General features: G+C 30.4%; 19 protein-coding genes. 12 read left to right on the plus strand and 7 right to left on the minus strand.

Going from position 1 to position 20,861, the window contains the following annotated elements; all coding sequences use genetic code 11:
* Nucleotides 1-41: 41 nt before the first annotated feature.
* The 3 genes from ABHQ57_RS14490 to ABHQ57_RS14500 all read right to left on the minus strand — a co-directional run bounded on the left by ABHQ57_RS14490 (nucleotide 42) and on the right by ABHQ57_RS14500 (nucleotide 3,633).
* Nucleotides 42-806, minus strand: a complete 765-nt coding sequence (locus ABHQ57_RS14490; RefSeq protein ID WP_159494833.1) for a hypothetical protein — start codon at nucleotides 804-806, stop codon at nucleotides 42-44.
* Between the two features lie 178 nt (nucleotides 807-984).
* On the minus strand, nucleotides 985-2,682 hold the full coding sequence (gene lysS / locus ABHQ57_RS14495; RefSeq protein ID WP_389864065.1) for a lysine--tRNA ligase: 1,698 nt from the start codon (nucleotides 2,680-2,682) through the stop codon (nucleotides 985-987).
* Nucleotides 2,683-3,132: 450 nt separating this feature from the next.
* The gene (locus tag ABHQ57_RS14500) at nucleotides 3,133-3,633 is read right to left on the minus strand and encodes a DUF456 domain-containing protein (RefSeq protein WP_389864067.1); all 501 of its coding nucleotides are present in this window, start codon (nucleotides 3,631-3,633) and stop codon (nucleotides 3,133-3,135) included.
* A gap of 120 nt (nucleotides 3,634-3,753) precedes the next feature.
* Here ABHQ57_RS14500 and ABHQ57_RS14505 point away from each other — a divergent pair, with 120 nt between their 5' ends.
* From ABHQ57_RS14505 to ABHQ57_RS14520, 4 genes are read left to right on the plus strand one after another with little or no spacing between them, the layout of a single operon-like run.
* Entirely contained in the window at nucleotides 3,754-4,122 is a 369-nt protein-coding gene (locus ABHQ57_RS14505; RefSeq protein WP_073184392.1) for a BlaI/MecI/CopY family transcriptional regulator, read from the plus strand.
* The gene (locus tag ABHQ57_RS14510) at nucleotides 4,119-5,360 is read left to right on the plus strand and encodes a M56 family metallopeptidase (RefSeq protein WP_389864070.1); all 1,242 of its coding nucleotides are present in this window, start codon (nucleotides 4,119-4,121) and stop codon (nucleotides 5,358-5,360) included. Before ABHQ57_RS14505 ends, ABHQ57_RS14510 begins: the two co-directional genes overlap by 4 nt.
* Before the next feature lie 59 nt (nucleotides 5,361-5,419).
* Nucleotides 5,420-6,673 carry a tetratricopeptide repeat protein gene (locus tag ABHQ57_RS14515; RefSeq protein ID WP_231128353.1) on the plus strand — a complete coding sequence of 418 codons (1,254 nt, stop codon included), beginning with the start codon at nucleotides 5,420-5,422 and terminating at the stop codon, nucleotides 6,671-6,673.
* Between the two features lie 36 nt (nucleotides 6,674-6,709).
* Nucleotides 6,710-7,180, plus strand: a complete 471-nt coding sequence (locus tag ABHQ57_RS14520; RefSeq protein WP_167712345.1) for a hypothetical protein — start codon at nucleotides 6,710-6,712, stop codon at nucleotides 7,178-7,180.
* A 4-nt stretch (nucleotides 7,181-7,184) separates the two neighbouring features.
* On the opposite strand, the gene ABHQ57_RS14525 is transcribed toward ABHQ57_RS14520, so the two are convergent.
* Nucleotides 7,185-8,693, minus strand: a complete 1,509-nt coding sequence (locus tag ABHQ57_RS14525; protein ID WP_047790535.1) for a GH3 auxin-responsive promoter family protein — start codon at nucleotides 8,691-8,693, stop codon at nucleotides 7,185-7,187.
* Between the two features lie 66 nt (nucleotides 8,694-8,759).
* On the opposite strand from ABHQ57_RS14525, the gene ABHQ57_RS14530 reads away from it, so the two are divergent.
* Nucleotides 8,760-9,554 carry a DUF2797 domain-containing protein gene (locus ABHQ57_RS14530; RefSeq protein ID WP_167712344.1) on the plus strand — a complete coding sequence of 265 codons (795 nt, stop codon included), beginning with the start codon at nucleotides 8,760-8,762 and terminating at the stop codon, nucleotides 9,552-9,554.
* On the opposite strand, the gene ABHQ57_RS14535 is transcribed toward ABHQ57_RS14530, so the two are convergent.
* The 3 genes from ABHQ57_RS14535 to ABHQ57_RS14545 form a co-directional block, all read right to left on the minus strand.
* On the minus strand, nucleotides 9,549-10,190 hold the full coding sequence (locus ABHQ57_RS14535) for a hypothetical protein (RefSeq protein ID WP_196781593.1): 642 nt from the start codon (nucleotides 10,188-10,190) through the stop codon (nucleotides 9,549-9,551). The two genes, ABHQ57_RS14530 and ABHQ57_RS14535, sit on opposite strands and share 6 nt — an antisense overlap.
* A gap of 13 nt (nucleotides 10,191-10,203) precedes the next feature.
* The gene (locus tag ABHQ57_RS14540; protein ID WP_047790532.1) at nucleotides 10,204-12,324 is read right to left on the minus strand and encodes a carboxy terminal-processing peptidase; all 2,121 of its coding nucleotides are present in this window, start codon (nucleotides 12,322-12,324) and stop codon (nucleotides 10,204-10,206) included.
* Between the two features lie 78 nt (nucleotides 12,325-12,402).
* Nucleotides 12,403-12,915 (minus strand): hypothetical protein, encoded by a 513-nt coding sequence (locus tag ABHQ57_RS14545; RefSeq protein WP_167712343.1) that lies wholly within the window; start codon nucleotides 12,913-12,915, stop codon nucleotides 12,403-12,405.
* Nucleotides 12,916-13,030: 115 nt separating this feature from the next.
* On the opposite strand from ABHQ57_RS14545, the gene surE reads away from it, so the two are divergent.
* The 7 genes from surE (at nucleotide 13,031) to ABHQ57_RS14580 (ending at nucleotide 20,860) form a co-directional block, all read left to right on the plus strand.
* Nucleotides 13,031-13,801 carry a 5'/3'-nucleotidase SurE gene (gene surE, locus ABHQ57_RS14550; protein ID WP_047790531.1) on the plus strand — a complete coding sequence of 257 codons (771 nt, stop codon included), beginning with the start codon at nucleotides 13,031-13,033 and terminating at the stop codon, nucleotides 13,799-13,801.
* Entirely contained in the window at nucleotides 13,789-14,076 is a 288-nt protein-coding gene (locus ABHQ57_RS14555; protein ID WP_073184398.1) for a hypothetical protein, read from the plus strand. Before surE ends, ABHQ57_RS14555 begins: the two co-directional genes overlap by 13 nt.
* Before the next feature lie 9 nt (nucleotides 14,077-14,085).
* Entirely contained in the window at nucleotides 14,086-15,198 is a 1,113-nt protein-coding gene (lpxB, locus tag ABHQ57_RS14560; RefSeq protein WP_159615638.1) for a lipid-A-disaccharide synthase, read from the plus strand.
* Nucleotides 15,199-15,204: 6 nt separating this feature from the next.
* Nucleotides 15,205-15,747 carry a C40 family peptidase gene (locus tag ABHQ57_RS14565; RefSeq protein ID WP_167712342.1) on the plus strand — a complete coding sequence of 181 codons (543 nt, stop codon included), beginning with the start codon at nucleotides 15,205-15,207 and terminating at the stop codon, nucleotides 15,745-15,747.
* Between the two features lie 105 nt (nucleotides 15,748-15,852).
* The gene (locus ABHQ57_RS14570; RefSeq protein WP_159615642.1) at nucleotides 15,853-16,629 is read left to right on the plus strand and encodes a LytTR family DNA-binding domain-containing protein; all 777 of its coding nucleotides are present in this window, start codon (nucleotides 15,853-15,855) and stop codon (nucleotides 16,627-16,629) included.
* Nucleotides 16,630-16,634: 5 nt separating this feature from the next.
* Nucleotides 16,635-18,242 carry a sensor histidine kinase gene (locus tag ABHQ57_RS14575; protein WP_167712341.1) on the plus strand — a complete coding sequence of 536 codons (1,608 nt, stop codon included), beginning with the start codon at nucleotides 16,635-16,637 and terminating at the stop codon, nucleotides 18,240-18,242.
* Nucleotides 18,243-18,340: 98 nt separating this feature from the next.
* Nucleotides 18,341-20,860 carry a zinc-dependent metalloprotease gene (locus tag ABHQ57_RS14580; protein ID WP_167712340.1) on the plus strand — a complete coding sequence of 840 codons (2,520 nt, stop codon included), beginning with the start codon at nucleotides 18,341-18,343 and terminating at the stop codon, nucleotides 20,858-20,860.
* The last annotated feature ends 1 nt before the right edge of the window (nucleotide 20,861 follow it).

The following is a 20,861-nucleotide window of genomic DNA, read 5'->3' on the forward strand; positions in this document are numbered from 1 at the left end:
GAACTAGATTTAATTTATTATAATTGGGGAGTTATATAGTTTTATATTCTCCATTCATAATTATCCTCTAAGCTCAACATTTTATAGATTTGAAACCCAAACTCAGATAAGTATATTATGAGTCTGTCAAAAGTTTTGTAATCAAAATTTAATTGTATTGATTCATTTTCGAGCTTGTTTAATGGTAACAAATGCTCAAAAAGAGATTTGTAATATTTGTCATTTGGGATTTTAGAGGTTTTTAGTTTTCCTTTTGAATGAGTAATAGAATGCCTAAGTTCTGAAATTATTTTGAAAAGTTCGCTGAGCTTGAAGTTGTTATTATTTTCCTTAGAATATTTAACAAATCTTTTTCCACAAGCTTTTTTTATTAGCTTAAAAATGTCTTCACCTCCTTTTAACTTTTCCCTTGAGTAATCTTTATCGGATTTTAATTTTTCTCTGAAATTTTTATCAGTTTGTATTTTCAAATAAATAAAATCTTTTAAAAGAGTTTCAAAAGCTTCATAACATTGTGAGAATGCTAGTCCAAATTCTCTAGATAGTACTTTTTCAACCTCTAAAGCGTAGTTTTCTTTAAATGTTGATTTTGTAATTCCAGTATGAAAATTTATTTTCCACCCATTATCAGTTGGTCCAGTCCAATCACCTATTATAAGAGATGTTCCTGAAATAAACTTAGCCTGTTCAGTTGTGTACTTCTCAACATCTTGTAATAGAACTTTATTCATTCTATTTGCTGTATGTTTGAAATCTGTTATTGTTTCAAAAAAAATATCAAGATGTTTCTTATAGGGATTTTTCATTTTTATATTGTACACAGTAATGCTATTGATAATATGAGTTCAATTTGATAACTCATATCCGTTAGTAGCTAAGTTATTTAAAATGGTAGAAATATCAAACAAAAAAAACAACCTTACTGGTTACTGAGCGTAGCCGAAGTAAGATTGCTTTTTAATTATATTAAGTTTCAGAAATAACTTATACAATTTCTACAAATAAACCTTCCGCTGTTTTTTCAACTTTAGCAAGACTGTTTTTAGTTAGTCCTTTAATAGTTTTGTCCCACTTTTTATTAGATAAACCACTTTGAGTTTTTAACTCATTTAAACCTATTCTTTCAGCTTTTTCTAATAAAGTTAATACAGCTTTTTCATCGTCGTTTAATTCAACTGTAGGAGCTTTCTTTTCAGGTTTCATCTGTGGGAAGAATAACACTTCTTGAATTGAAGGATTGTTCGTTAAATACATAATTAAACGGTCCATTCCAATTCCTAATCCAGAAGTAGGAGGCATACCATACTCTAACGCACGTAAGAAGTCTTGATCGATAAATTCTCCTGCTTCATCATCACCACGTTCAGCTAATTTTAATTGTGCTTCAAAACGTTCACGTTGATCGATAGGGTCGTTTAATTCAGAGTATGCATTGGCAATTTCTTTACCACATACCATTAACTCAAAACGCTCGGTTAATTCAGGATTGTCACGGTGTTCTTTACACAATGGAGACATTTCTTTTGGATAATCGGTAATAAATGTTGGTTGAATGTAGTTTCCTTCACATTTTTCACCAAAAATCTCATCAATTAATTTTCCTTTACCCATGGTGTCATCTACTTCGATACCCATGTCTTGAGCAGCTTTACGGATTTCATCTTCCGATTTTCCGTTGATGTCAAAACCAGTAAAGTGTTTGATAGAATCTGCCATCGTAACACGTGCATACGGAGCTTTAAAATCTACCTTATGCTCTCCAAAAGTAGCTTCCGTAGTTCCGTTTACAGCTAAAGCACAGTACTCTAATAATTTTTCGGTGAATTCCATCATCCAGTTGTAGTCTTTATATGCTACATAAATTTCCATAGCGGTAAATTCTGGATTGTGTGTTCTGTCCATTCCTTCATTACGGAAGTTTTTAGAAAACTCATATACACCGTCAAAACCACCAACAATTAAACGCTTTAAGTATAACTCATTTGCAATACGCATGTATAACGGAATGTCTAATGCATTATGGTGCGTAATAAATGGTCTTGCAGCAGCACCACCTGGAATAGGTTGTAAAATTGGCGTTTCTACTTCAAAATATCCTGCATCGTTAAAAAACTGACGCATCGCATTGAATAATTTTGTACGCTTTACAAAAACCTCTTTTACTTGTGGATTCACAACTAAATCAGCATAACGTTGACGGTAACGCATCTCAGGATCAGTAAAACCGTCAAAGGTATTTCCTTCAGCGTCTACTTTAGGTAATGGTAATGGCTTTAAAGACTTACTTAATAATTTAAAATCTTTTACCATCACGGTGATTTCTCCAACTTGAGTTTTAAACAACTCTCCTTCAATACCTACAAAATCACCAATATCTAATAACTTTTTGTATACTTCGTTGTACAAAGTTTTGTCCTCACCAGTACAAATTTCATCTCTGTTAAAGTATACTTGAATACGTCCTTCACTATCTTGCAATTCAGCAAAAGAAGCTTTTCCTTGAATACGACGAGACATTAACCTACCAGCAATAACTACCTTCTTACCTTCCTTAAACTCCTGTTTAATCTGTTTGGAATTTGAATTGAATGGAAATAAATCTGCTGGATATGGATTGATACCCAGTTCACGTAATTTTGATAGTTTTTCTCTACGTACAACTTCTTGTTCTGATAATTGCATTGACTTAATTTTTAAGTAATTTTAATTTAAAGGTGCAAAGATACAATCAATTACAAAATTAGACAACGGTAGTATCACATAGATTTTATAAAAAAGTTATTTTTTATTTGTGAGTTTCTAAAAAGAATGTATATTTGCAGGCTGTCTAATTTTAAAAGGACAGCATTTAGTTGTGTTGTTAGATACTTTAAATAGTATCATGGTTTTGTTAACCAATGGAAAGCTTCCCTTAGATGGGTTGCTTTTTTTTTGCATTTTATTTACGTTTATTCTGAAGCTATTTCCCGGTTTCCGCACTCGCTCTCTTCGAGAAGCTCAAACAAATGCTTCAATCTGGGGACTAAGTGTAATTGCTGACTTCTTAAATCATGAATACCTGTCATTCCAAACGAGGTACGAGGAGGAATCTCATGATTGGAAGTAAAAAGCTTAAATATAACAAGCTTATTTCTAAAAGAAAGCAGCTTTATATTCCCAGAACTTAACAAAAAACAGCACTAAGAATACCATTGAAATTGAAAATTTAATGGTTGCAGAAGCTAAAAAACCTAAAAAAGCACCAAATGATGCCTTGATTGCTCTGTTAGTGTCTTTGCTATCATAAATCAATTCACCAACCAAAGCACCTACAAAAGCGCCAATTAAAATTCCGAAAGGAATAGGAGAGAGTAGTCCAATAATTAATCCGATAGTAGTGCCATATACTCCATATTTGGTGCCACCAAAACGCTTTGTTCCCAAGGCAGGGATAAAGTAGTCAAGAAAAAAGATAATGACAGCAATAGCTAAAGTGATTCCTAAAAATGTCCAATTTTGAGGAACAGCTTTTGTTAAATGTAATAATAACAAACCTACCCAGCTAGTAATAGGGCCTGGTAATACTGGTAAAAATGAACCAATAATTCCTAAACAAGCAAATACAAAACCGAGTATTACTAAAAATATATCCATTAACTTTTTTATTGATAAGACGAAGATATAAAAGCTTTGTTACATATTTATCAACTAAAAAAATAGTTTAAACTAATTTTTTAGTTATATTTGTTTCGGAAATATTTATAAAAAGATATCATGAGTAAACAATTAACGAAGGCAGAAGAGCAAATAATGCAGGTATTATGGAAGTTAAAAAAAGCTTCAGTAAAAGAAGTAATTACTGAATTACCTGAGCCAAAACCAGCATATAATACTGTTTCAACTATTATAAGGATTTTGGAGACCAAAGAGTTTGTGGGGCACGAGTCAAAAGGTAGGGGATATATTTACTATCCATTGGTAGAAAAGTCTGAGTATAGTAATGAGAGTTTACATAAGTTAATGAACGGCTATTTTGGAGGTTCGTTCAAGAGCATGGTGTCGTTTTTTATGAAAGAAAACAAAATGGATATTCAAGAACTAGAGAGTATTTTAAAAGAGGTGAATAAAAATAAAAAGTCATGATAAATTATATCATTCAAGTTGTATTATTCCAGGTGCTTTTTGTGGCGGTGTATGATTTCTTTTTAAGTAAAGAAACTTTCTTTAACAAAAATAGATGGTACTTGTTAAGTACTGCACTGCTTTCTTTTGTGTTGCCTTTGTTTAAAATTTCAACAGTTCAAAAAGCAGTACCGCAAGAATATTACACTTTGTTGCCAGAGGTAGTGTTGTCACCTCAAAAAGTGATTGAAAAAGCGGCATGGTATCAATCTTTCAATTATTTAGATGTACTATTTTGGATTGGGTGTTTATTGTTTTTTGTAGTGTTTTTAGTGAAGTTAGAACGGATTATTCGATTAGTTTTACAATATGGCGTTGCTAGAAAAGAAAATTATAAGTTGGTTTTATTGCCAAAAGAAACAAAGGCGTTTTCATTCTTCAATTATATTTTTTTAGGAAAGGATATTCCATCGTCAAAACAAGAAAAAATTATTCAGCACGAATTAGTACATAGCGAACAGAAACACACATTAGATTTGTTGTTTTTTGAGTTTTTGAAAATAATTATGTGGTTTAATCCAATGGTGTATGTGTATCAGAATCGTATATCGTTAGTTCATGAATATATTTCAGATGCTGTAGCCAGCAAATCAGATAAAAAAGAAAATTATATCAACCATTTACTCGCTGATATTTTTCAGGTCGAGCATATTTCATTCATTAATCAATTTTACAAACATTCATTAATCAAAAAACGAATTATTATGATGACGAAAACACAATCAAAAAAAGTAAAACAACTAAAGTATTTGCTGCTAATTCCATTACTAGGAAGTATGATTTTATATACTGCGTGCTCAAGTGTAAAACTTAGTGAGAAGAGAAGTAAGAATATTATAAAAGAAAACATGAGTGAAGTGGAAGATGTACCATTTTCTAGTTTGGATAAAGCTCCAACATTTCCTGGTTGTGAAGAAGGTGATAGAAAATGTTTTAATTTAAGTATGATGAAGTTTGTGAAAAAGAATTTTAATGTAAAGTTAGCAGACTCAATAAAGGAGATTTCTGGAAAAAAAAGAATCTATGCTTTGTTTAAAATTGGAATAGATGGGAGAGTATTTGGTTTTAAAGTTCGTGCACCGCATCCAGAGTTAAAAACACACACAATTGATATGCTAAAAAAATTACCTCAAATGAAACCAGGAGAAAAGAATGGTAAAATTGTAAGAACTGGGTTTGTATTGCCTATCACATTTTAATGTATAATTAACTATATTGCCAGCTTAGATAACTTATGAACAATACCAAAAATAGAAACGTGAGAAATAAAATTTTACTTATTGTTTTTGTAATAGGAATTTTAAAAGTCGAGGCACAAGTTTCGACTTTTAAAACTATTGATAGTTTAGTGAATATAGGACGTTACCAAACAGCATTAACAAAGTTACATGAGTTAGATACTACTTTTCAATCAACCTCAAAAGTAGCATCTATTTACGCTTCAATTGATGATTATAAAAAAGCTTCTATATATTACGAAAAAGCATTGGAGTTAAAAGATGATTATTCAGTAAAAATAAAGTTAGCAAAAGCTTATAAAAAAGAGAATAAACTACAAAAAGCTATTGATGTTTATGAAGGTATTATAAATGATGATGCTGAAAATTTACTCATTAAGTATCAATTAGGAAAATTGTATACACAAACCAAGCAACCTGCAAAAGCAATCGATACTTTTAAAAATATCATTAAACAAGATAGTACAAGTGCAAATTATTATTACCGATTGGGAGTTGCTTATGGAATGTTAAAAAAAAGAAATCTAAAAATAAATAGTTTTTTAGAAGCTTATAAAAATGATACAACTCACATTAAGTCTATTCACCACTTAGCATTAGCTTATACCTTGTTAAGAGATAAAGATTCAGTAAATATTTTTGTAAATAGAGGTTTGGTAGTGAACCCGAATCATATCAACTTAAATAAGTTGAAAATTAATAATTTATATAGAGAAGAGAAGTTTACTGAAGCTATTCAGTATTTACAAAGAATAGATACTATAGCGCCCAACGAACATTACACACAAAAAATGCTAGGGCGCTGTTATTTTAATCTAAAGAAATATGACGAAGCAAAAAAGTACTTTAATAAAGCTATAAGAATTGATAGGTCAGATTTTAAGGCCTATACCTACTTAGGAGACATCAATTTTGAAAAGAAAAAGTTTTATAAAGCTCAGCTAGATTATATGGTGGCAACTTTTGCGGGTAAAGAGCCTCGAGATGTTGAGTACTATCAATTAGCAAGAGTGTACGAAAAATTAGGAAATCCAAAAGAAGAGGTAAAGTCTTATAAAAGAGCTTTTGAAGAGAATAGAAAAAATTATAAAGCCTTGTACCAACTAGCTAAAACTAGTGAAGATTATTATAAGGATAAACGAATAGCTTATAAATATTACAAAAATTACGTAAATCGTTTTGAAAGAAAAGATTCAGTTTTAACCAAATATGCAAAAGAAAGAATAAAAGAAATTAAAAAGTACTATTTCTTACAAGGAGAGATTTTACAATAGTATTTAATTTTGTATATTCATCTTAAAATCAATAAGATGAATTCTCGTTGTGTAGCTTTTTTATTTTGCGCTTTACTATATTCTTCTTGCGACTTCTTTTCATATTTAAAAAAAGATAACTCACAAGTTGTAGATACAGTAGTTGACTTTACAAAAGTAGATGAGTACCCTGCTTTTAATAAATGTAAAGATCTACTTGATAAAGCAAAAGCGAATTGTTTTAGAAAAGAAATTCATAAAAGAATAACGACGAGTTTACAGCAACATAATTTTGTTACTAAAAATAGTTTAGATGAAGAAGTTTTAATTGATATTCTAATTAATAAAGAAGGGAAATTTGTTTTAATTGAGGTTACTGCTTCTAGTGTTGTTATGACTCAATTACCAGAATTAGATAGTATAATAAAGTTGGCAATAGAAAAATTACCAAGAATTGCTCCCGCTACCAAAAGAGAAATTCCAGTAGTAACAAAGTACCAATTACCTATTAAAATTAAAACAGAATAGTAAACTATAGCTTTAAAAGTTCTTCAACAAAATCACGACTATTAGATAAACGAGGAATTTTATGTTGTCCACCTAATTTTCCTTTTTTCTTCATCCAGTCATAAAACAGGCCTTCACGAGCTTGATGTATCTTAGGCATTGCTAAAGTCATATTATTATAACGCTTAGCTTCATAGTCAGAGTTGCAGCTTTTTAAAGCTTCGTCTAATTCTTCAGTAAAAAAGGTAAGGTTTTCAGGAGCTTTTTTAAATTCAATAACCCATTCATGGGCTCCATTTTCTTTACCGTTCATAAAAATAGGACCAACGGTATATTCTTTAATTTCACAGTTGGTTTTATCGCTCGCTACTTTTAAAGCATCCTCAGCGTTTTCAATAATTAACTCTTCTCCAAAAACATTGATATGATGCTTAGTACGTCCAGTAATTTTTATACGATAAGGATTGGTTGAGGTAAACTTAACAGTATCTCCTATTAAGTAACGCCATAAACCACCATTTGTGGTAATAATAATAGCATAATTAATGCCTTTTTTTACTTCAGAAAGAGGAATTGCTTTTGAATTTTCTCCGTTGTATTCGCTCATTGGAATAAACTCGTAAAAAATTCCGTAGTCTAACATTAACAACATTTCGTCAGAATCATTTCGGTCTTGAATAGCAAAAAAACCTTCTGATGCATTATAGGTTTCATAATATTTAAAATCGTCTCTTGGAATGAGTTTCTTATACTGCTCTCTATACGGGTTAAAGTTTATTCCTCCATGAAAATAAACCTCCAGATTAGGCCAAACTTCTAAAATATTATCCTTTCCTGTTTTTTCTAATACTCTATTTAATAAAACTAACATCCAAGAAGGAACACCAACTAAGCTTGTAATATTTTCATGAATGGTTTCGTTAATAATAGCTTCCATTTTTGTTTCCCACTCACTCATTAAAGCAGTTTCTTGCTTTGGAGCTGAGCTAAAATCTGCCCAAAAAGGCATGTTTTCAATAATTATAGCCGATAAATCACCAAAATAACTGTTGTTGTCTTCGTATACAGCAGAACTACCACCTAAACGGAGTCCTTTACCAGTGAAAAGCTTTGCGTTTTCATTGTTATTGATATATAAGCATAACATATCTTTTCCTGCTTTAAAGTGACAATATTCAATAGCTTCATCACTTACAGGAATAAATTTACTTTTTGCATTGGTAGTACCACTTGATTTGGCAAACCAACGTATAGGTGTAGGCCAAAATAAATTTTGCTCTCCTTTTCTACAACGCTCAATAAGTGGTTCAATACTTTCATAACGTTGAATGGGAACGTTGTTGGCAAAGTCAGTATAACTTTTAATTGAAGAAAAGTTTTGTTGTTTCCCAAATTCAGTGTTTTTAGCAGCAGTTACAAGCTTTAGTAGTAGCTCGTTTTGAACATCAATAGGATACTTTAAAAACAACTCTACTTGATGTTTACGCTTTTTTAAGAACCAAGAGATGATTGAATTTATAAATGGAAACGTCATAGATTAACTATTAATTCAATTTTTTTACTGTAATTTTGTGAAGCTAAATGTAACAAAATTTAAGACATGCAGTACCAAGGAGTTTTAAAAAAAATGCCTACCGAGAATTTAAACACTGTTCAATACTATTTAGATATGGGAGTGGATTTTTTGAATATGAATCAGTTATTGAATAAAGAATTAACCTTAAGTTTTGTTACTTACGAGTGTTTAAACTGTCATTTAGAAAAGAAAATATACCGTCAAGGTTTTTGTAAAAAATGTTTTTTTGAAATTCCAACTGCAGGAGATTGGATTATGCGTCCTGAATTGAGTAAAGCACATTTAGGGGAAGAAGATAGGGATTTAGAGTATGAAAAAAGGGTACAGCTACAGCCACATATTGTGTATTTAGCAAACTCAAGTAATGTAAAGGTTGGAGTGACAAGAAAGCAACAAGTACCCACTCGTTGGATAGACCAAGGAGCGCATGAAGCTATTGAAATTGTAGAAGTTCCTAATCGTTATTTAGCAGGAATTACCGAGGTAGCTTTAAAAGAGCATGTAGCAGATAAAACGAATTGGAGAACCATGCTAAAGAATGATATTAAGGATGAAAACTTGGTTGAGTGGCGTGAGCGATTACAAGAGTTTATTCCTGATGAAGCGAAAGAATACTACATAGCGAATAATACTGAAACGAATATTAATTTTCCTGTTGAAAAGTTCCCTAAAAAGCCTAAAAGTTTGAATTTAGAGAAAGAAGGAACGTATACAGGTAAATTGGTGGGAATTAAAGGACAGTACTTAATTTTTGAGGATGAAACAGTGTTTAATGTTCGTTCTAATGAAGGATTGGTGGTTAAAATTGGGCTATTATAATAGTTCAATTTCTTTCTGAATATTTTTTCGTGCTGTTTCCTCAAACTTTTGGTAAAAGTATTCTGTTTTGAATATATTTTTCATTGTTAAAAAATGCAGTAAAGCTTTTTTACGACCTGAATTATAGATTATATTAGGATAAATAGCGTATTCTTTTCGAACATTTTTATAATATTGAGTATATACTTCCCAGCTTTGACCTAAGATAGATAAATCAGCATCTGTAAAGTAGTTAGTGTCTGAATTTTCAGATGTTTTATGAGATTTAGTAGCTAAAATCTGTGAAAAACAATTTTCTATAACTTTATTGGGAATTGAAAGTTGATTCATTCTTTTTGCAGCTAACTCAGCACTTTTTTCTTCATTGTTGTTTTTTAAAGAATTATAGATAACATCGTGATAAAACAGTGTGAATAGAATTGTGTTCCAACTACTTATTTTGGTTCTTATAGGAGTTAATTGAAAAAGTAAATTTTCAAGATGTTCTAATGTGTGATAATGTCTTTTTTTACTGGTATAATGCTCTTCTATTTCTTGCCACAATAAAATATTGAAGCTATTATCGTTTGAGTAAGTAGCCAACAAGTTTAAAAAAGTGTTCTTTAACATAAAATGAGTAGAAAAAAAAGGGTTCATTCGAACCCTTTTTTTAATGTTTTACAGCTACATGATTATCGTTCATTTTCAACTCGCTAAGAACGTTTAGCGCTTCATTTACATAAATATCTTTCTGAAGGTTTTTATGCCATGCAACTCTTTTTTCTTCTAAAACAGTATCCTTTTTAAATAAATTTAACTCATATTTAGGAGAGACAAAAGTTAGATGAGAATCAAATTTAAAAATATCTTTAAACTGTTCTCCTTCTTTTGTTTTAGCTTCGCTTTCCTTTTTAAAAGCATCATAGTTTAAAGAATAGACTCTTTCGTCTTGATTTTTCTTTAACCATTTAGCATAGTCATTTATTTTATTAAACTTTTCGTTATTCATTACACGTTGTTTACTGTTGTATACTACATCAGCAAAGTTACTGTATGAATTCGTAGCAGTATATTTTGCTTGTTGTACCTTATCCCAAGGCAAAGCACCGTCTAAATCACGTTCTCCAAAGTCCATATAACTATATCGGGTAGGTAAAGAAATATCAGAATAAACTCCTTCAATTTGAGTAGAACCACCATTAATTCTATAAAACTTTTGAATGGTCATTTTTAAAGCACCTAAATCGTTAGGATATTGTTCATAAAAACGGTTAATAGGCAATACATTTTGTACAGTTCCCTTACCATAAGTTTGTTTACCACCAATAATAACCCCACGTTTATAGTCTTGCATTGCAGCAGCAAAAATTTCAGAAGCTGAAGCAGAAAATTCATTTACCATTACTACTAAAGGCCCTTCCCATTGAATTTTTGGATCAGTATCAACTTTTACTAAAGGATCTTCACCACGATATTTTACTTGAACAATTGGTCCTTTGTTAATGAATAAACCACCAATTTCAATAGCTGTTTTTAAAGACCCACCACCGTTGTCACGCAAATCAACAATTAAACCTTGAACATCTTCTTCTTTTAAACGCTCAATTTCTTTTTCCATGTCTTTAGCAGCATCTCTACGGCTTAAGTCATTAAAATCTATATAAAACCTAGGAAGATTAATAATCCCATACTTTTTGCCATTCTTTTCAACAATACTTGATTTTACAAAAGTTTCTTCAAGCTCAACTACATCTCTAATAATTGGAATTACTTTAATAGAACCATCAATCTTTTTCTTTACAGTTAAACGTACCTCAGTTCCTTTTTTTCCTTTGATAAATTTTATGGCATCATCTAAACGCATTCCAACAATATCTAAAGGCTCTTCATCACCTTGTGCAACTTTTAAAATAATATCGTCAGCTTCTAATTCACCTTGTTTCCATGCAGGACCTCCAGAAATTAATTCAACAATATGGGTGTAAATTCCTTTTTTTTGCAAACGAGCTCCAATACCTTCTAATTTACCAGACATCTCTTGATCAAAACGTGTTTTAATTCGAGGAGACATATAGGTTGTATGTGGATCAAAACCGCTTACTACACTGTTTAAAAAAGTAGAATACCAATCAGAGTTCTCAAGTTCACCGATACGCATATATAAATCGTCCATATTTTTTAGGACTTTCTTTCTTGCTTCAGCCTCTAGTTCTTTAAAGCTTTTCTTTTTAAAACTTTTATCCTTTTTAGCTTTTTCGTTTTGCTGGTTTTCGGCGTCTTCAATGTTACTTAAAATAGATAATTTTAATTGCTTTCTCCAGTAATTCATTAATTCAGTTTCGTTTTTAGCATACGGAACCTTATCATAATCAACATCAATAACCTCTTTCTTTTTATAATTGAAAGGTTGTTTTAATAAGGAACGATAGGTCTTTTTACCAGACTCCATCTTTTCTAAAAAGCGTTGATACACCAATTTGTAAAAATCAATATTTGAGTCTCTTAATTGATTGTCTATTTGATATTTATATTGAGAGAATTCTTTTAAATCTTCTTGAGTAAAATAACGTTTATTAGGATCAAGTCCATCGATAAATGTGTTATATACATGTTCGGAAAAGTCGTCATTTAATTTTTTTTGAACGTAATGATATCGACTTAAAATATTTTTTAAAACGTAAACAATTACACGATCTTTTTCTGGATCGTTGTTAGGAACTGTATTAGAACTAACAGAATTAGAAAATAAAAGTGTGATTGCTAAAAATGGTATAATAAACTTCGTCTTCATAAAATCTTCTGTCTTTTTAATTTGTGTTGAGTCGTTGTGTTGCTAAGCTACTAAAATAATGCCAATTTTTTAGCATTATTACTTTTTATAAATGCCTCTAAAAACTTCTTGAGTCTTTTTATGGTCTTCATTTAGAAGATTCCAAACTTGAGTTACAGAACCATCTTTGTTTTTTGTCCAAGTAATTTGATTGTAATAATTGCCTTTATCTTTTTTTATAAGATCACTTTTTAAAATCATAGAATTATCTTTAAAACTACCTTTTAAAACTAATGAAAAACCAGTGTTATCAATCCAAACCTGATTCCAAGTATTATCTTTCTTATTGTAATAATTGTAGCTAGTCCCTTTATTCTTAGATGTTTTTGAATCCCAATTTTCTTGAATAGCACAGGCATTAGGCGTTTTTATAACATTATTGTGACCAATTAATTTTCCTTCAGTGTTATAAACATTCCAATTTCCGACCCAAAAATCAAATTGGGTATAACCTATTTCGTTACATGGTATTGTGGGGGCGTTTTGTGCTGAAATAATTGAAAAAAAAGAAGAAATTATAAAAATAGTTACATAAACAATAATCCGTACCATAATGCTTGGGTTTGATTACCACAATTTTACACATAAAATGAACCAATTTGTCTTTACAAAATGTTAAAAAAAGAATCCATTTTTTATATTACATTTGTTGTAAAACTTACTTACTATGCAAGATAGACCTTTGATTTTAGTTACGAATGATGACGGAATTACGGCTCCTGGTATTCGTATGTTGATTGAAATTATGAATAAAATAGGGGATGTAGTGGTGGTGGCTCCTGATAGCCCACAAAGTGGAATGGGGCATGCTATTACGGTGAATAATGTGTTACATTGTAATCCTATTACCATTGATGAAGGTCCACAAATAGAGTACAGTTGTTCTGGTACGCCTGCAGATTGTGTTAAAATGGCAAAAAATGAAATCTTAAATCGTACACCAGATTTATGTGTTTCAGGAATTAATCACGGATCCAATTCATCCATCAATGTAATTTATTCAGGAACCATGAGTGCTGCTGTTGAAGCAGGTATTGAAGGGATTCCAGCAATAGGTTTTTCTTTATTAGATTTTGATTGGCATGCTGATTTTAGAGCTGCACGTAAGTTTATAGAAAAAATAGCGTTAAATGTTTTATTAAACGGATTACCTGACGGGGTAATTTTAAATGTAAACATTCCGAAGTTGAAAGAAGACGAAATTAAAGGAGTTCGTATATGTAGACAAGCGAACGGTTATTGGAAAGAAACGTTTGATAAACGTAAAAGTCCGTTTGGTAAAGAGTACTATTGGCTTTCAGGAGAGTTTATTAATAGAGATAAAGGACAAGATACTGATATTTGGGCGTTAGAAAATGGTTTTATATCGGTAGTGCCTGTTCAATTTGATATGACAGCACATCACGCAATTCAAAAGTTACATACATGGGACATATAAAAAAAGAAATACTAATAGGAATCATAGTCTCATTGTTGGCAACAACTTGTGGCTTCTTTGTTTATTTAGAGTACATTTCAGAACTTAGTATTTCAGAAACGATTTCTAAAATAAGAGAAGGAGGGGTATTAGGTTCTGTAATAGCTCTGGCAGCAATACCTAACTTATTTGTTTTTTGGGTGTTTTTAAAGAAAAAACAAGATTACAGAGCAAGAGGAGTGTTAATAACTACAATTGCTGTAGCTTTATTAACAGCATATTTAAAGTTTTTCTAATTTTAATACATGAAATATTACATTCTTGTAGGTGAGGCTTCAGGTGATTTGCACGGAGCTAATTTGATGAAGGCCTTGTTAAAGGAAGATCCGAAAGCTGACATTCGTTTTTGGGGAGGTGACCTAATGCAAGAAGTTGGCGGTACACTTGTTAAGCATTATAAAGAGCGTGCTTTTATGGGCTTTGTTGAGGTGTTGATGAATTTACGAAAGATTTTAGGAATGATTTCTTTTTGTAAAAAAGATATTGCTCAATTTAATCCTGATGTAATAATTTTTATTGATAACTCAGGTTTTAACCTTCGTATAGCTAAGTGGGCAAAAAGGCAAGGTTTTAGAACTAACTATTATATTTCACCTCAAGTTTGGGCAAGTAGAGCAGGTAGAGTAAAAGATATTAAACGAGATATCGACCAAATGTTTGTAATTCTTCCATTTGAAAAAGAGTTTTACAAAAAGTATGATTATAATGTTCGCTTTGTGGGTCATCCTTTAATCGATGGAATTGCAGGAAGAGAGCAAGTTTCTATCGAAAAGTTTAGAAAAGAACACGACCTTGGGCATAAGGAGGTTATAGCACTGTTACCAGGAAGTAGAAAGCAGGAAATAACAAAAATGTTATCAGTAATGCTTTCATTGGTAAAAGATTTTCCACAATATCAGTTTGTAGTGGCAGGAGCACCAAGTCAATCGTATGATTTCTACAAAGAAATTATTGGAGATGCCAATGTGAAATTCATTAATAATAAAACGTATGACTTGTTAAGTATTTCACATGCTGCTTTGGTTGCATCAGGTACAGCAACACTAGAGACAGCTTTGTTTAAAGTGCCTCAGGTAGTGTGTTATAAAGGAAGTAATATTTCTTATCAAATAGCTAAGCGAATAATAACATTAAAATATATATCGTTAGTAAATTTAATAATGGATAGAGAAGTGGTAAAAGAGTTGATACAAAATGATTTTACCAAAGAAAATTTACAGTACGAACTAACACGTATTTTAGAGTTAGAACATCGCCAGAAATTATTTTTGTCATATTTTGATTTAGAACAAAAATTAGGAGGAAAAGGAGCTTCTGAAAAAACAGCGAAGTTGATTGTTGCAGGAGTGAAAAAATAAAAAAGCATGATAAAAAAAATCTTATTTATATGTATAGTATCATTTTTAATGATTTCTTGTGGATCATCAAAAAATGTAAGTACTACATACCGAACAAGAACAAAAAAAGTAACAAAAGTTAAGAAAAACACACAATTAGCAACAACTAAATCATCAAGCAAAGTTACAGTTGCAGATAAAATAGTATGGACAGCGGTTACTTATAAAGGTGTGCCATATCGTTTTGGAGGCATGACGAAAAGAGGAATGGATTGTTCAGGATTGATTTTTACTTCGTTTAAACAACGAAACATGCCTATCGCTAGAACGTCTCATCAAATGTATTTACAAGGAGAAAATATTTCTTTACGAGAAGTTCAAAGAGGAGATTTACTGTTTTTTAAAACCTCAAGAAAAAGAGGAAAAGTAAATCATGTAGGGTTGGTAACTTCTGTAGATAATGGAGATATTCGTTTTATACATTCAACTACATCACGAGGAGTAATAGTAACCTCGCTACATGAGAATTATTGGAAACGAGCTTTTATTAAAGCAAAACGGGTGTTGTAAAATGTTAAGAAATCAAATATAGTTTTTAGCATAAACATAACCTTTAGTTAAAGATAAAAATAATTTAATACTTTTGGAGAACCCTCTTAAATCTCTATAAAGTAAATGAAAATATTAGATGTAGTAATAATTGAAGATGAAGATTTAGCAGCAACTTCTTTAGAAAACTTATTGCAGAAAAGTCCTTATCCAATTTCTGTAAAAAAGCGGTTGGAAAGTGTAGAAGATTCAATTCTTTGGCTTAAAGAAAACACTTGCGATTTAATTTTAAGCGATATTCACCTTGGAGATGGTTATAGCTTTGAAATTTTTGAAAGATTGAAAATTTCAATTCCTATTATTTTTACAACAGCTTTTGATGAGTATGCCATCAAATCATTTCAGTTTTTTGCCATAGATTATTTATTAAAACCCTACAGTGAAGAGCTACTTAATAAAGCCATAGAAAAATATGTAAACCTTAATGAGAATAAAGGATACACTGATAAGCTTGAGCAATTATTGTTACAAATGAACAATAAAATACAGCATCAAAAAGAAAAAGAACGCTTTTTGGTGTCAAAAGGAAGTTTATCTATTTCTATTAAAAGAGAGGAAGTCGCTTATTTTATGGCGCAAGGAAAGTACTTGTTCTTGTTTACTTTTGATAACGAAAGTTACCTTTATGATGGAACAATTTCTAGTTTAGAAGAAGAACTATCTGAAAAATACTTTTTCAAGATTAATAGAAAATATATTATTCAACATTCAGCGATTAATAATATATCAAAATATAGTAATAATCGTATAAAAATAGAATTACAACCAAACTTAAATGTAGAAGAGATGCTTTTAGTAAGTGCTCAAAGAATTAAAGAGTTTAAAAAATGGTTGGATAATTAGTTCTTATGAAGTTTCCATTAAAAAAAAGAAAACATCAATACTACCTGCTGGTAAGTGTATCGTTAATAATATTATTTTTTATTGGATACGAATTAATAACAAATAAAATTACGTCAGAAGCAGAGAGGTTAGTAGAAGAAGCAACAACTCAAAACGTAAGAGAGAAGAAAGGAATATTACAATTTGATTTTAACGAGTTTGATAAGTTTATTTCAGGAGCAGAAAAGATTATAGATAACAGTACTGTATTAAAGAGAGAGCAACTTAAAAATCGATTGGTTTTTAATAGCGAGCTAGCTTTTTCTGAGGAAATTATTGATGCTAGTTTTATTTATTTTTTTAAAGAAAATGAGGCCGTATATACTTCTTTTTTAGGAGAAAAAAAACTTGAAAAAGAAATCCTACATGGGATTAGAAAATTAAAAAAGGAAAATCAGGTTTTTGAAGCAGTATCAACACAAAAAGATACTACGTACTACCAGAAAATTATTGTAAGAAAACAATCAGACAATACTACAATAATATACGGCTACAGTATTAATTTATTAAAATATTGGAATTATTTTTCACAAAAATATAGTGTTTATGGAGGGTATGTTATTGTAACAGACAAAACAGGTGTTTGTATGTTGCATCCAGATACTAATTACATTGGAAAATATGAAAAGACATTTTTTAATACTATTTCACCCCAAAATATAATAAAAAAAACGAAGAGTAATGAATTGAAAAATAATGGGCCAATAAAAGTAACAGTAAAATCAGAGTATTTAAACCTAGAAGTGGTAAGATATTATGATGTGTTACAAGTAGGTAACTCTGAGTTAATTTTAATAACAAGTTTCCCTTTAAATATTTCAATCAGAGAATCTGTTAACGATATTAAACAATATTTATTATGGATGAGTTTGTTGGCATTACTAACCTTTATGTTAATATTAGCTTTTTCTCGAGGTCAACTAAGGAGTCAATATTTAAAAACGCTTCAGTACGAACAAGAAAGAAAACGATTGGCTATTAGTAACGAGCAATATCAACAAAAAAACGCACGATTACAATTAAGTCAATTACGAAAAAAGCTGAATCCTCATTTTCTATTCAACACCCTAAATTCTTTACATGTTTTAATAGGAGTAGATAAAAAAATGTCTCAGCAATTTGTATTAAAACTTTCAGAGGTATATAGGTATTTGTTAAAAGAAAGAGAAGCAAATTTGGCTACAGTAAAAGATGAATTACATTTTTTAGAGCAATACTTCTTTTTGCAAAAAATTAGATTTAGTAATAGTATAAATCTATCTGTTGTAGATAATAGTGGAGGAAAAGCTTTATCAAAAAAAATTCCTTTTTTAGCATTAGAAACATTGGTTGAGAATGCTATTAAACATAATGAAATAACAAAAAAAAATCCTCTTTTTATTAAAGTTTTAATTGAAGAAGACCAGATAATAGTAAGTAACAATTATAATCCAAGAAAAAATAAGAAAGAAGCAAGTTATAGCGTAGGCTTAGGGTATTTAAGTAATTTCTACGCATTTTATAACGTAAAATCATTTAAGACAGAGGTTTTTAATGAAGATTTTAAATGTTATATGCCTTTGTTGTCAAAATAATAAAATTCACTCCTTTATAAAGTAACTTCACTCTCATTTAGTTTTAATCAAACATCTTCATTTCTACATTTGGTTTCTTCTTAATAACAACATAATTTATGAAGGGGCATTCTCAAATGAAGAACATTAATTTAAAAGTACTTAGTTTATTCTTGGTGTTTTTTACCACAATGGTAGCAGCACAAAAGAAAGAAGAAGAAAAAACAGATACTATTAAAAGTACTAGTAAAGTTTCGTACAAGAAATTACAAAAAGAGGGAAACAAAAAAGAGGGACTGTTTAATATTTACAGATTAAAAGAAGACATCTACTTTGAAATCCCAGATTCATTGCTTTCAAAAGATTTTTTAATAGTAAATAAAATATCTCAAGTTCCTTATGAATTTAATGGGTACGGATTGAACAAGGGTATGGCCTATGAAACTAAATTAATTAGGTTTTATAAAGATACCTTATTAAATAAAGTGTGGGTAAAAACAATTAATCCAAGAGTAACTTCTCCAAAAAATAATGCAATAACTCGTTCAGTACGTAATAATTTTGGAGAGTCTATTATAGAAGGTTTTAAAATAGAGTCGGAAAATGAGAAAAAAACATCTGCGTTTATAAAGGTAAATAGAATTTTTAATGGCGAAGATAAGAGCTTTAATGATTTATTTTCTAATCTAGGTTTATTACTAAGTGTAAAAACAAAACTATCTAAAATAGATGAGTTAAAAACTTTTTCTAAAAATATTGTAGTAAAATCGCTTTTTACTACTTCTGTAAAAGAAGGTAACAGACCAGTTTTACAGCAATCAATTGGAGTTACAACCAATATAGTTTTGTTACCAACAAATATAATGAAACCACGTTTTGGAGATAAAAGAATAGGATATTTTAGTAAACCTATGGATTATTATTCTGATAGTCAGCATGAAGTAGAACATCGTGAATTAATTACACGTTGGAGGCTTGAGCCCAAAAAGAAAGATGTAGAGAAATATAAAAAAGGAGAATTAGTAACACCAAAAAAGCAAATTGTTTATTATATAGACCCAGCAACACCAAAAAAATGGGTGCCATACATAAAAAATGGAGTATATGATTGGAATAAAGCTTTTGAGCAGGCTGGGTTTAAAAACGCAGTAGTTGTAAAAGAGGTTACTAAAGAAGATAAAGATTTTGATATTGATGATGTTCGCTATTCGGTAATTACCTACGTGGCATCAGAAAGACAAAATGCTATGGGACCTTCTATAGTTGATCCAAGAAGTGGAGAAATTTTAGAATCAGATATTATTTGGTGGCATAATTTAATGAAAGGATTACACCAATGGATTCGTGTTCAAACAGGACCTATAAATCCAGAAGCAAGAGCTAATGTTTTTTCTGATAAAATAATGGGAGAATCTATTAGATTTGTATCTTCTCATGAAGTGGGGCATACTTTTGGATTAAAACATAATATGGGGGCTTCTTTTAGTTATCCAGTAGACTCGTTAAGATCAGCTAGTTTTACCAAGAAAATGGGAGGTACAGCACCATCTATTATGGATTATGCTCGTTATAATTATGTAGCCCAACCAGGTGATAATGTAACCGAAATTAGTCCAAAAATAGGAGTGTATGATAAGTATGCAATCAACTGGGGATATCGTTGGTTAGATATAAAAACACCTCATGAAGAGTTGCCCATATTAAATCAATGGATACGAAAGCATGAAAACGATCCAATGTATTTTTATGGTCCACAACAAAGAAATATTATAGATCCAAGATCTCAAAGTGAAGATTTAGGAGATGATGCTGTGAAAGCAAGTAAGTATGGGTTAGAGAACTTAAGAAGAATAGTTCCAAACATTATTAAATGGACGTATGAAGAAGGAGAAGATTATTATAAGGCAGCAAAGCTTTATAAAGCGGTGATTGATCAATGGCAACTATACAGCGGACATGTAATGGCAAACATAGGGGGTATATATATAAATAACACAATACATGGAGATGGTAAAAACACTTTCGTTCCAGTACCAACCAAAATACAAAAAGAAGCACTCGATTATATCATAAAAGAAACAATTTTACCACAAAAATGGTTGTTTGCTCCAGATCTTATACACAAAGTATATCCAGTAAGAGACGCTCCTGATGGTGAACGTTTTTACTCTCCAATTTCCATGCACCGTGCTTATCAAACAAATATGATTTATCGTTTAATCGAAACAGATAGATTAATGCGAATTATTGAGAACAAAGTACTGGCTTCAGACAAAAATGATGTGTTTACAGAAGAGTACTTATTCAATGAACTTTTCGAGGCTATTTTTAAGAAAACGATTAATAACAAACCTATAGATATGTTTGATCGTATGACCCAGAAAAATTACGTGGATGTATTAACAGTAGATAGAAATATATTATTAAAGAAAACTAAAGAAACAAACTTAAAAAGTAAGAACTTCAAAAATGTACATTTCTCTTATATACCAAGGGTATCAGACGTAGGTTCAAACAAGAGAGCTGAATTAGAAAGAATCTTAAAATTATTAAAAAGAAAAAGAAAGAAAGGGGACAAGGCTACTCAAAATCACTACAATGATTTAATAGCTAGAATTGAATATAATTTGAATAATTAAG

Origin of the sequence: Tenacibaculum sp. ZH5_bin.1, assembly GCF_042865525.1 — a bacterium.
In the GTDB taxonomy this organism is placed as follows: Bacteria; Bacteroidota; Bacteroidia; order Flavobacteriales; family Flavobacteriaceae; genus Polaribacter; species Polaribacter mesophilus.

What these genes read in the sequence shown, in the direction of transcription:
- ABHQ57_RS14520 (WP_167712345.1), top strand. Translation starts at nt 6,710, where the DNA reads ATGAATTCTCGTTGTGTAGCTTTTTTATTTTGCGCTTTACTATATTCT.
- ABHQ57_RS14575 (WP_167712341.1), top strand. Translation starts at nt 16,635, where the DNA reads ATGAAGTTTCCATTAAAAAAAAGAAAACATCAATACTACCTGCTGGTA.
- lpxB (WP_159615638.1), top strand. Translation starts at nt 14,086, where the DNA reads ATGAAATATTACATTCTTGTAGGTGAGGCTTCAGGTGATTTGCACGGA.
- ABHQ57_RS14510 (WP_389864070.1), top strand. Translation starts at nt 4,119, where the DNA reads ATGATAAATTATATCATTCAAGTTGTATTATTCCAGGTGCTTTTTGTG.
- ABHQ57_RS14570 (WP_159615642.1), top strand. Translation starts at nt 15,853, where the DNA reads ATGAAAATATTAGATGTAGTAATAATTGAAGATGAAGATTTAGCAGCA.
- ABHQ57_RS14565 (WP_167712342.1), top strand. Translation starts at nt 15,205, where the DNA reads ATGATAAAAAAAATCTTATTTATATGTATAGTATCATTTTTAATGATT.
- ABHQ57_RS14540 (WP_047790532.1), bottom strand. Translation starts at nt 12,324, where the DNA reads ATGAAGACGAAGTTTATTATACCATTTTTAGCAATCACACTTTTATTT.
- lysS (WP_389864065.1), bottom strand. Translation starts at nt 2,682, where the DNA reads ATGCAATTATCAGAACAAGAAGTTGTACGTAGAGAAAAACTATCAAAA.
- ABHQ57_RS14545 (WP_167712343.1), bottom strand. Translation starts at nt 12,915, where the DNA reads ATGGTACGGATTATTGTTTATGTAACTATTTTTATAATTTCTTCTTTT.
- ABHQ57_RS14490 (WP_159494833.1), bottom strand. Translation starts at nt 806, where the DNA reads ATGAAAAATCCCTATAAGAAACATCTTGATATTTTTTTTGAAACAATA.
- ABHQ57_RS14525 (WP_047790535.1), bottom strand. Translation starts at nt 8,693, where the DNA reads ATGACGTTTCCATTTATAAATTCAATCATCTCTTGGTTCTTAAAAAAG.
- surE (WP_047790531.1), top strand. Translation starts at nt 13,031, where the DNA reads ATGCAAGATAGACCTTTGATTTTAGTTACGAATGATGACGGAATTACG.
- ABHQ57_RS14505 (WP_073184392.1), top strand. Translation starts at nt 3,754, where the DNA reads ATGAGTAAACAATTAACGAAGGCAGAAGAGCAAATAATGCAGGTATTA.
- ABHQ57_RS14530 (WP_167712344.1), top strand. Translation starts at nt 8,760, where the DNA reads ATGCAGTACCAAGGAGTTTTAAAAAAAATGCCTACCGAGAATTTAAAC.
- ABHQ57_RS14535 (WP_196781593.1), bottom strand. Translation starts at nt 10,190, where the DNA reads ATGAACCCTTTTTTTTCTACTCATTTTATGTTAAAGAACACTTTTTTA.
- ABHQ57_RS14500 (WP_389864067.1), bottom strand. Translation starts at nt 3,633, where the DNA reads ATGGATATATTTTTAGTAATACTCGGTTTTGTATTTGCTTGTTTAGGA.
- ABHQ57_RS14580 (WP_167712340.1), top strand. Translation starts at nt 18,341, where the DNA reads ATGAAGGGGCATTCTCAAATGAAGAACATTAATTTAAAAGTACTTAGT.
- ABHQ57_RS14555 (WP_073184398.1), top strand. Translation starts at nt 13,789, where the DNA reads ATGGGACATATAAAAAAAGAAATACTAATAGGAATCATAGTCTCATTG.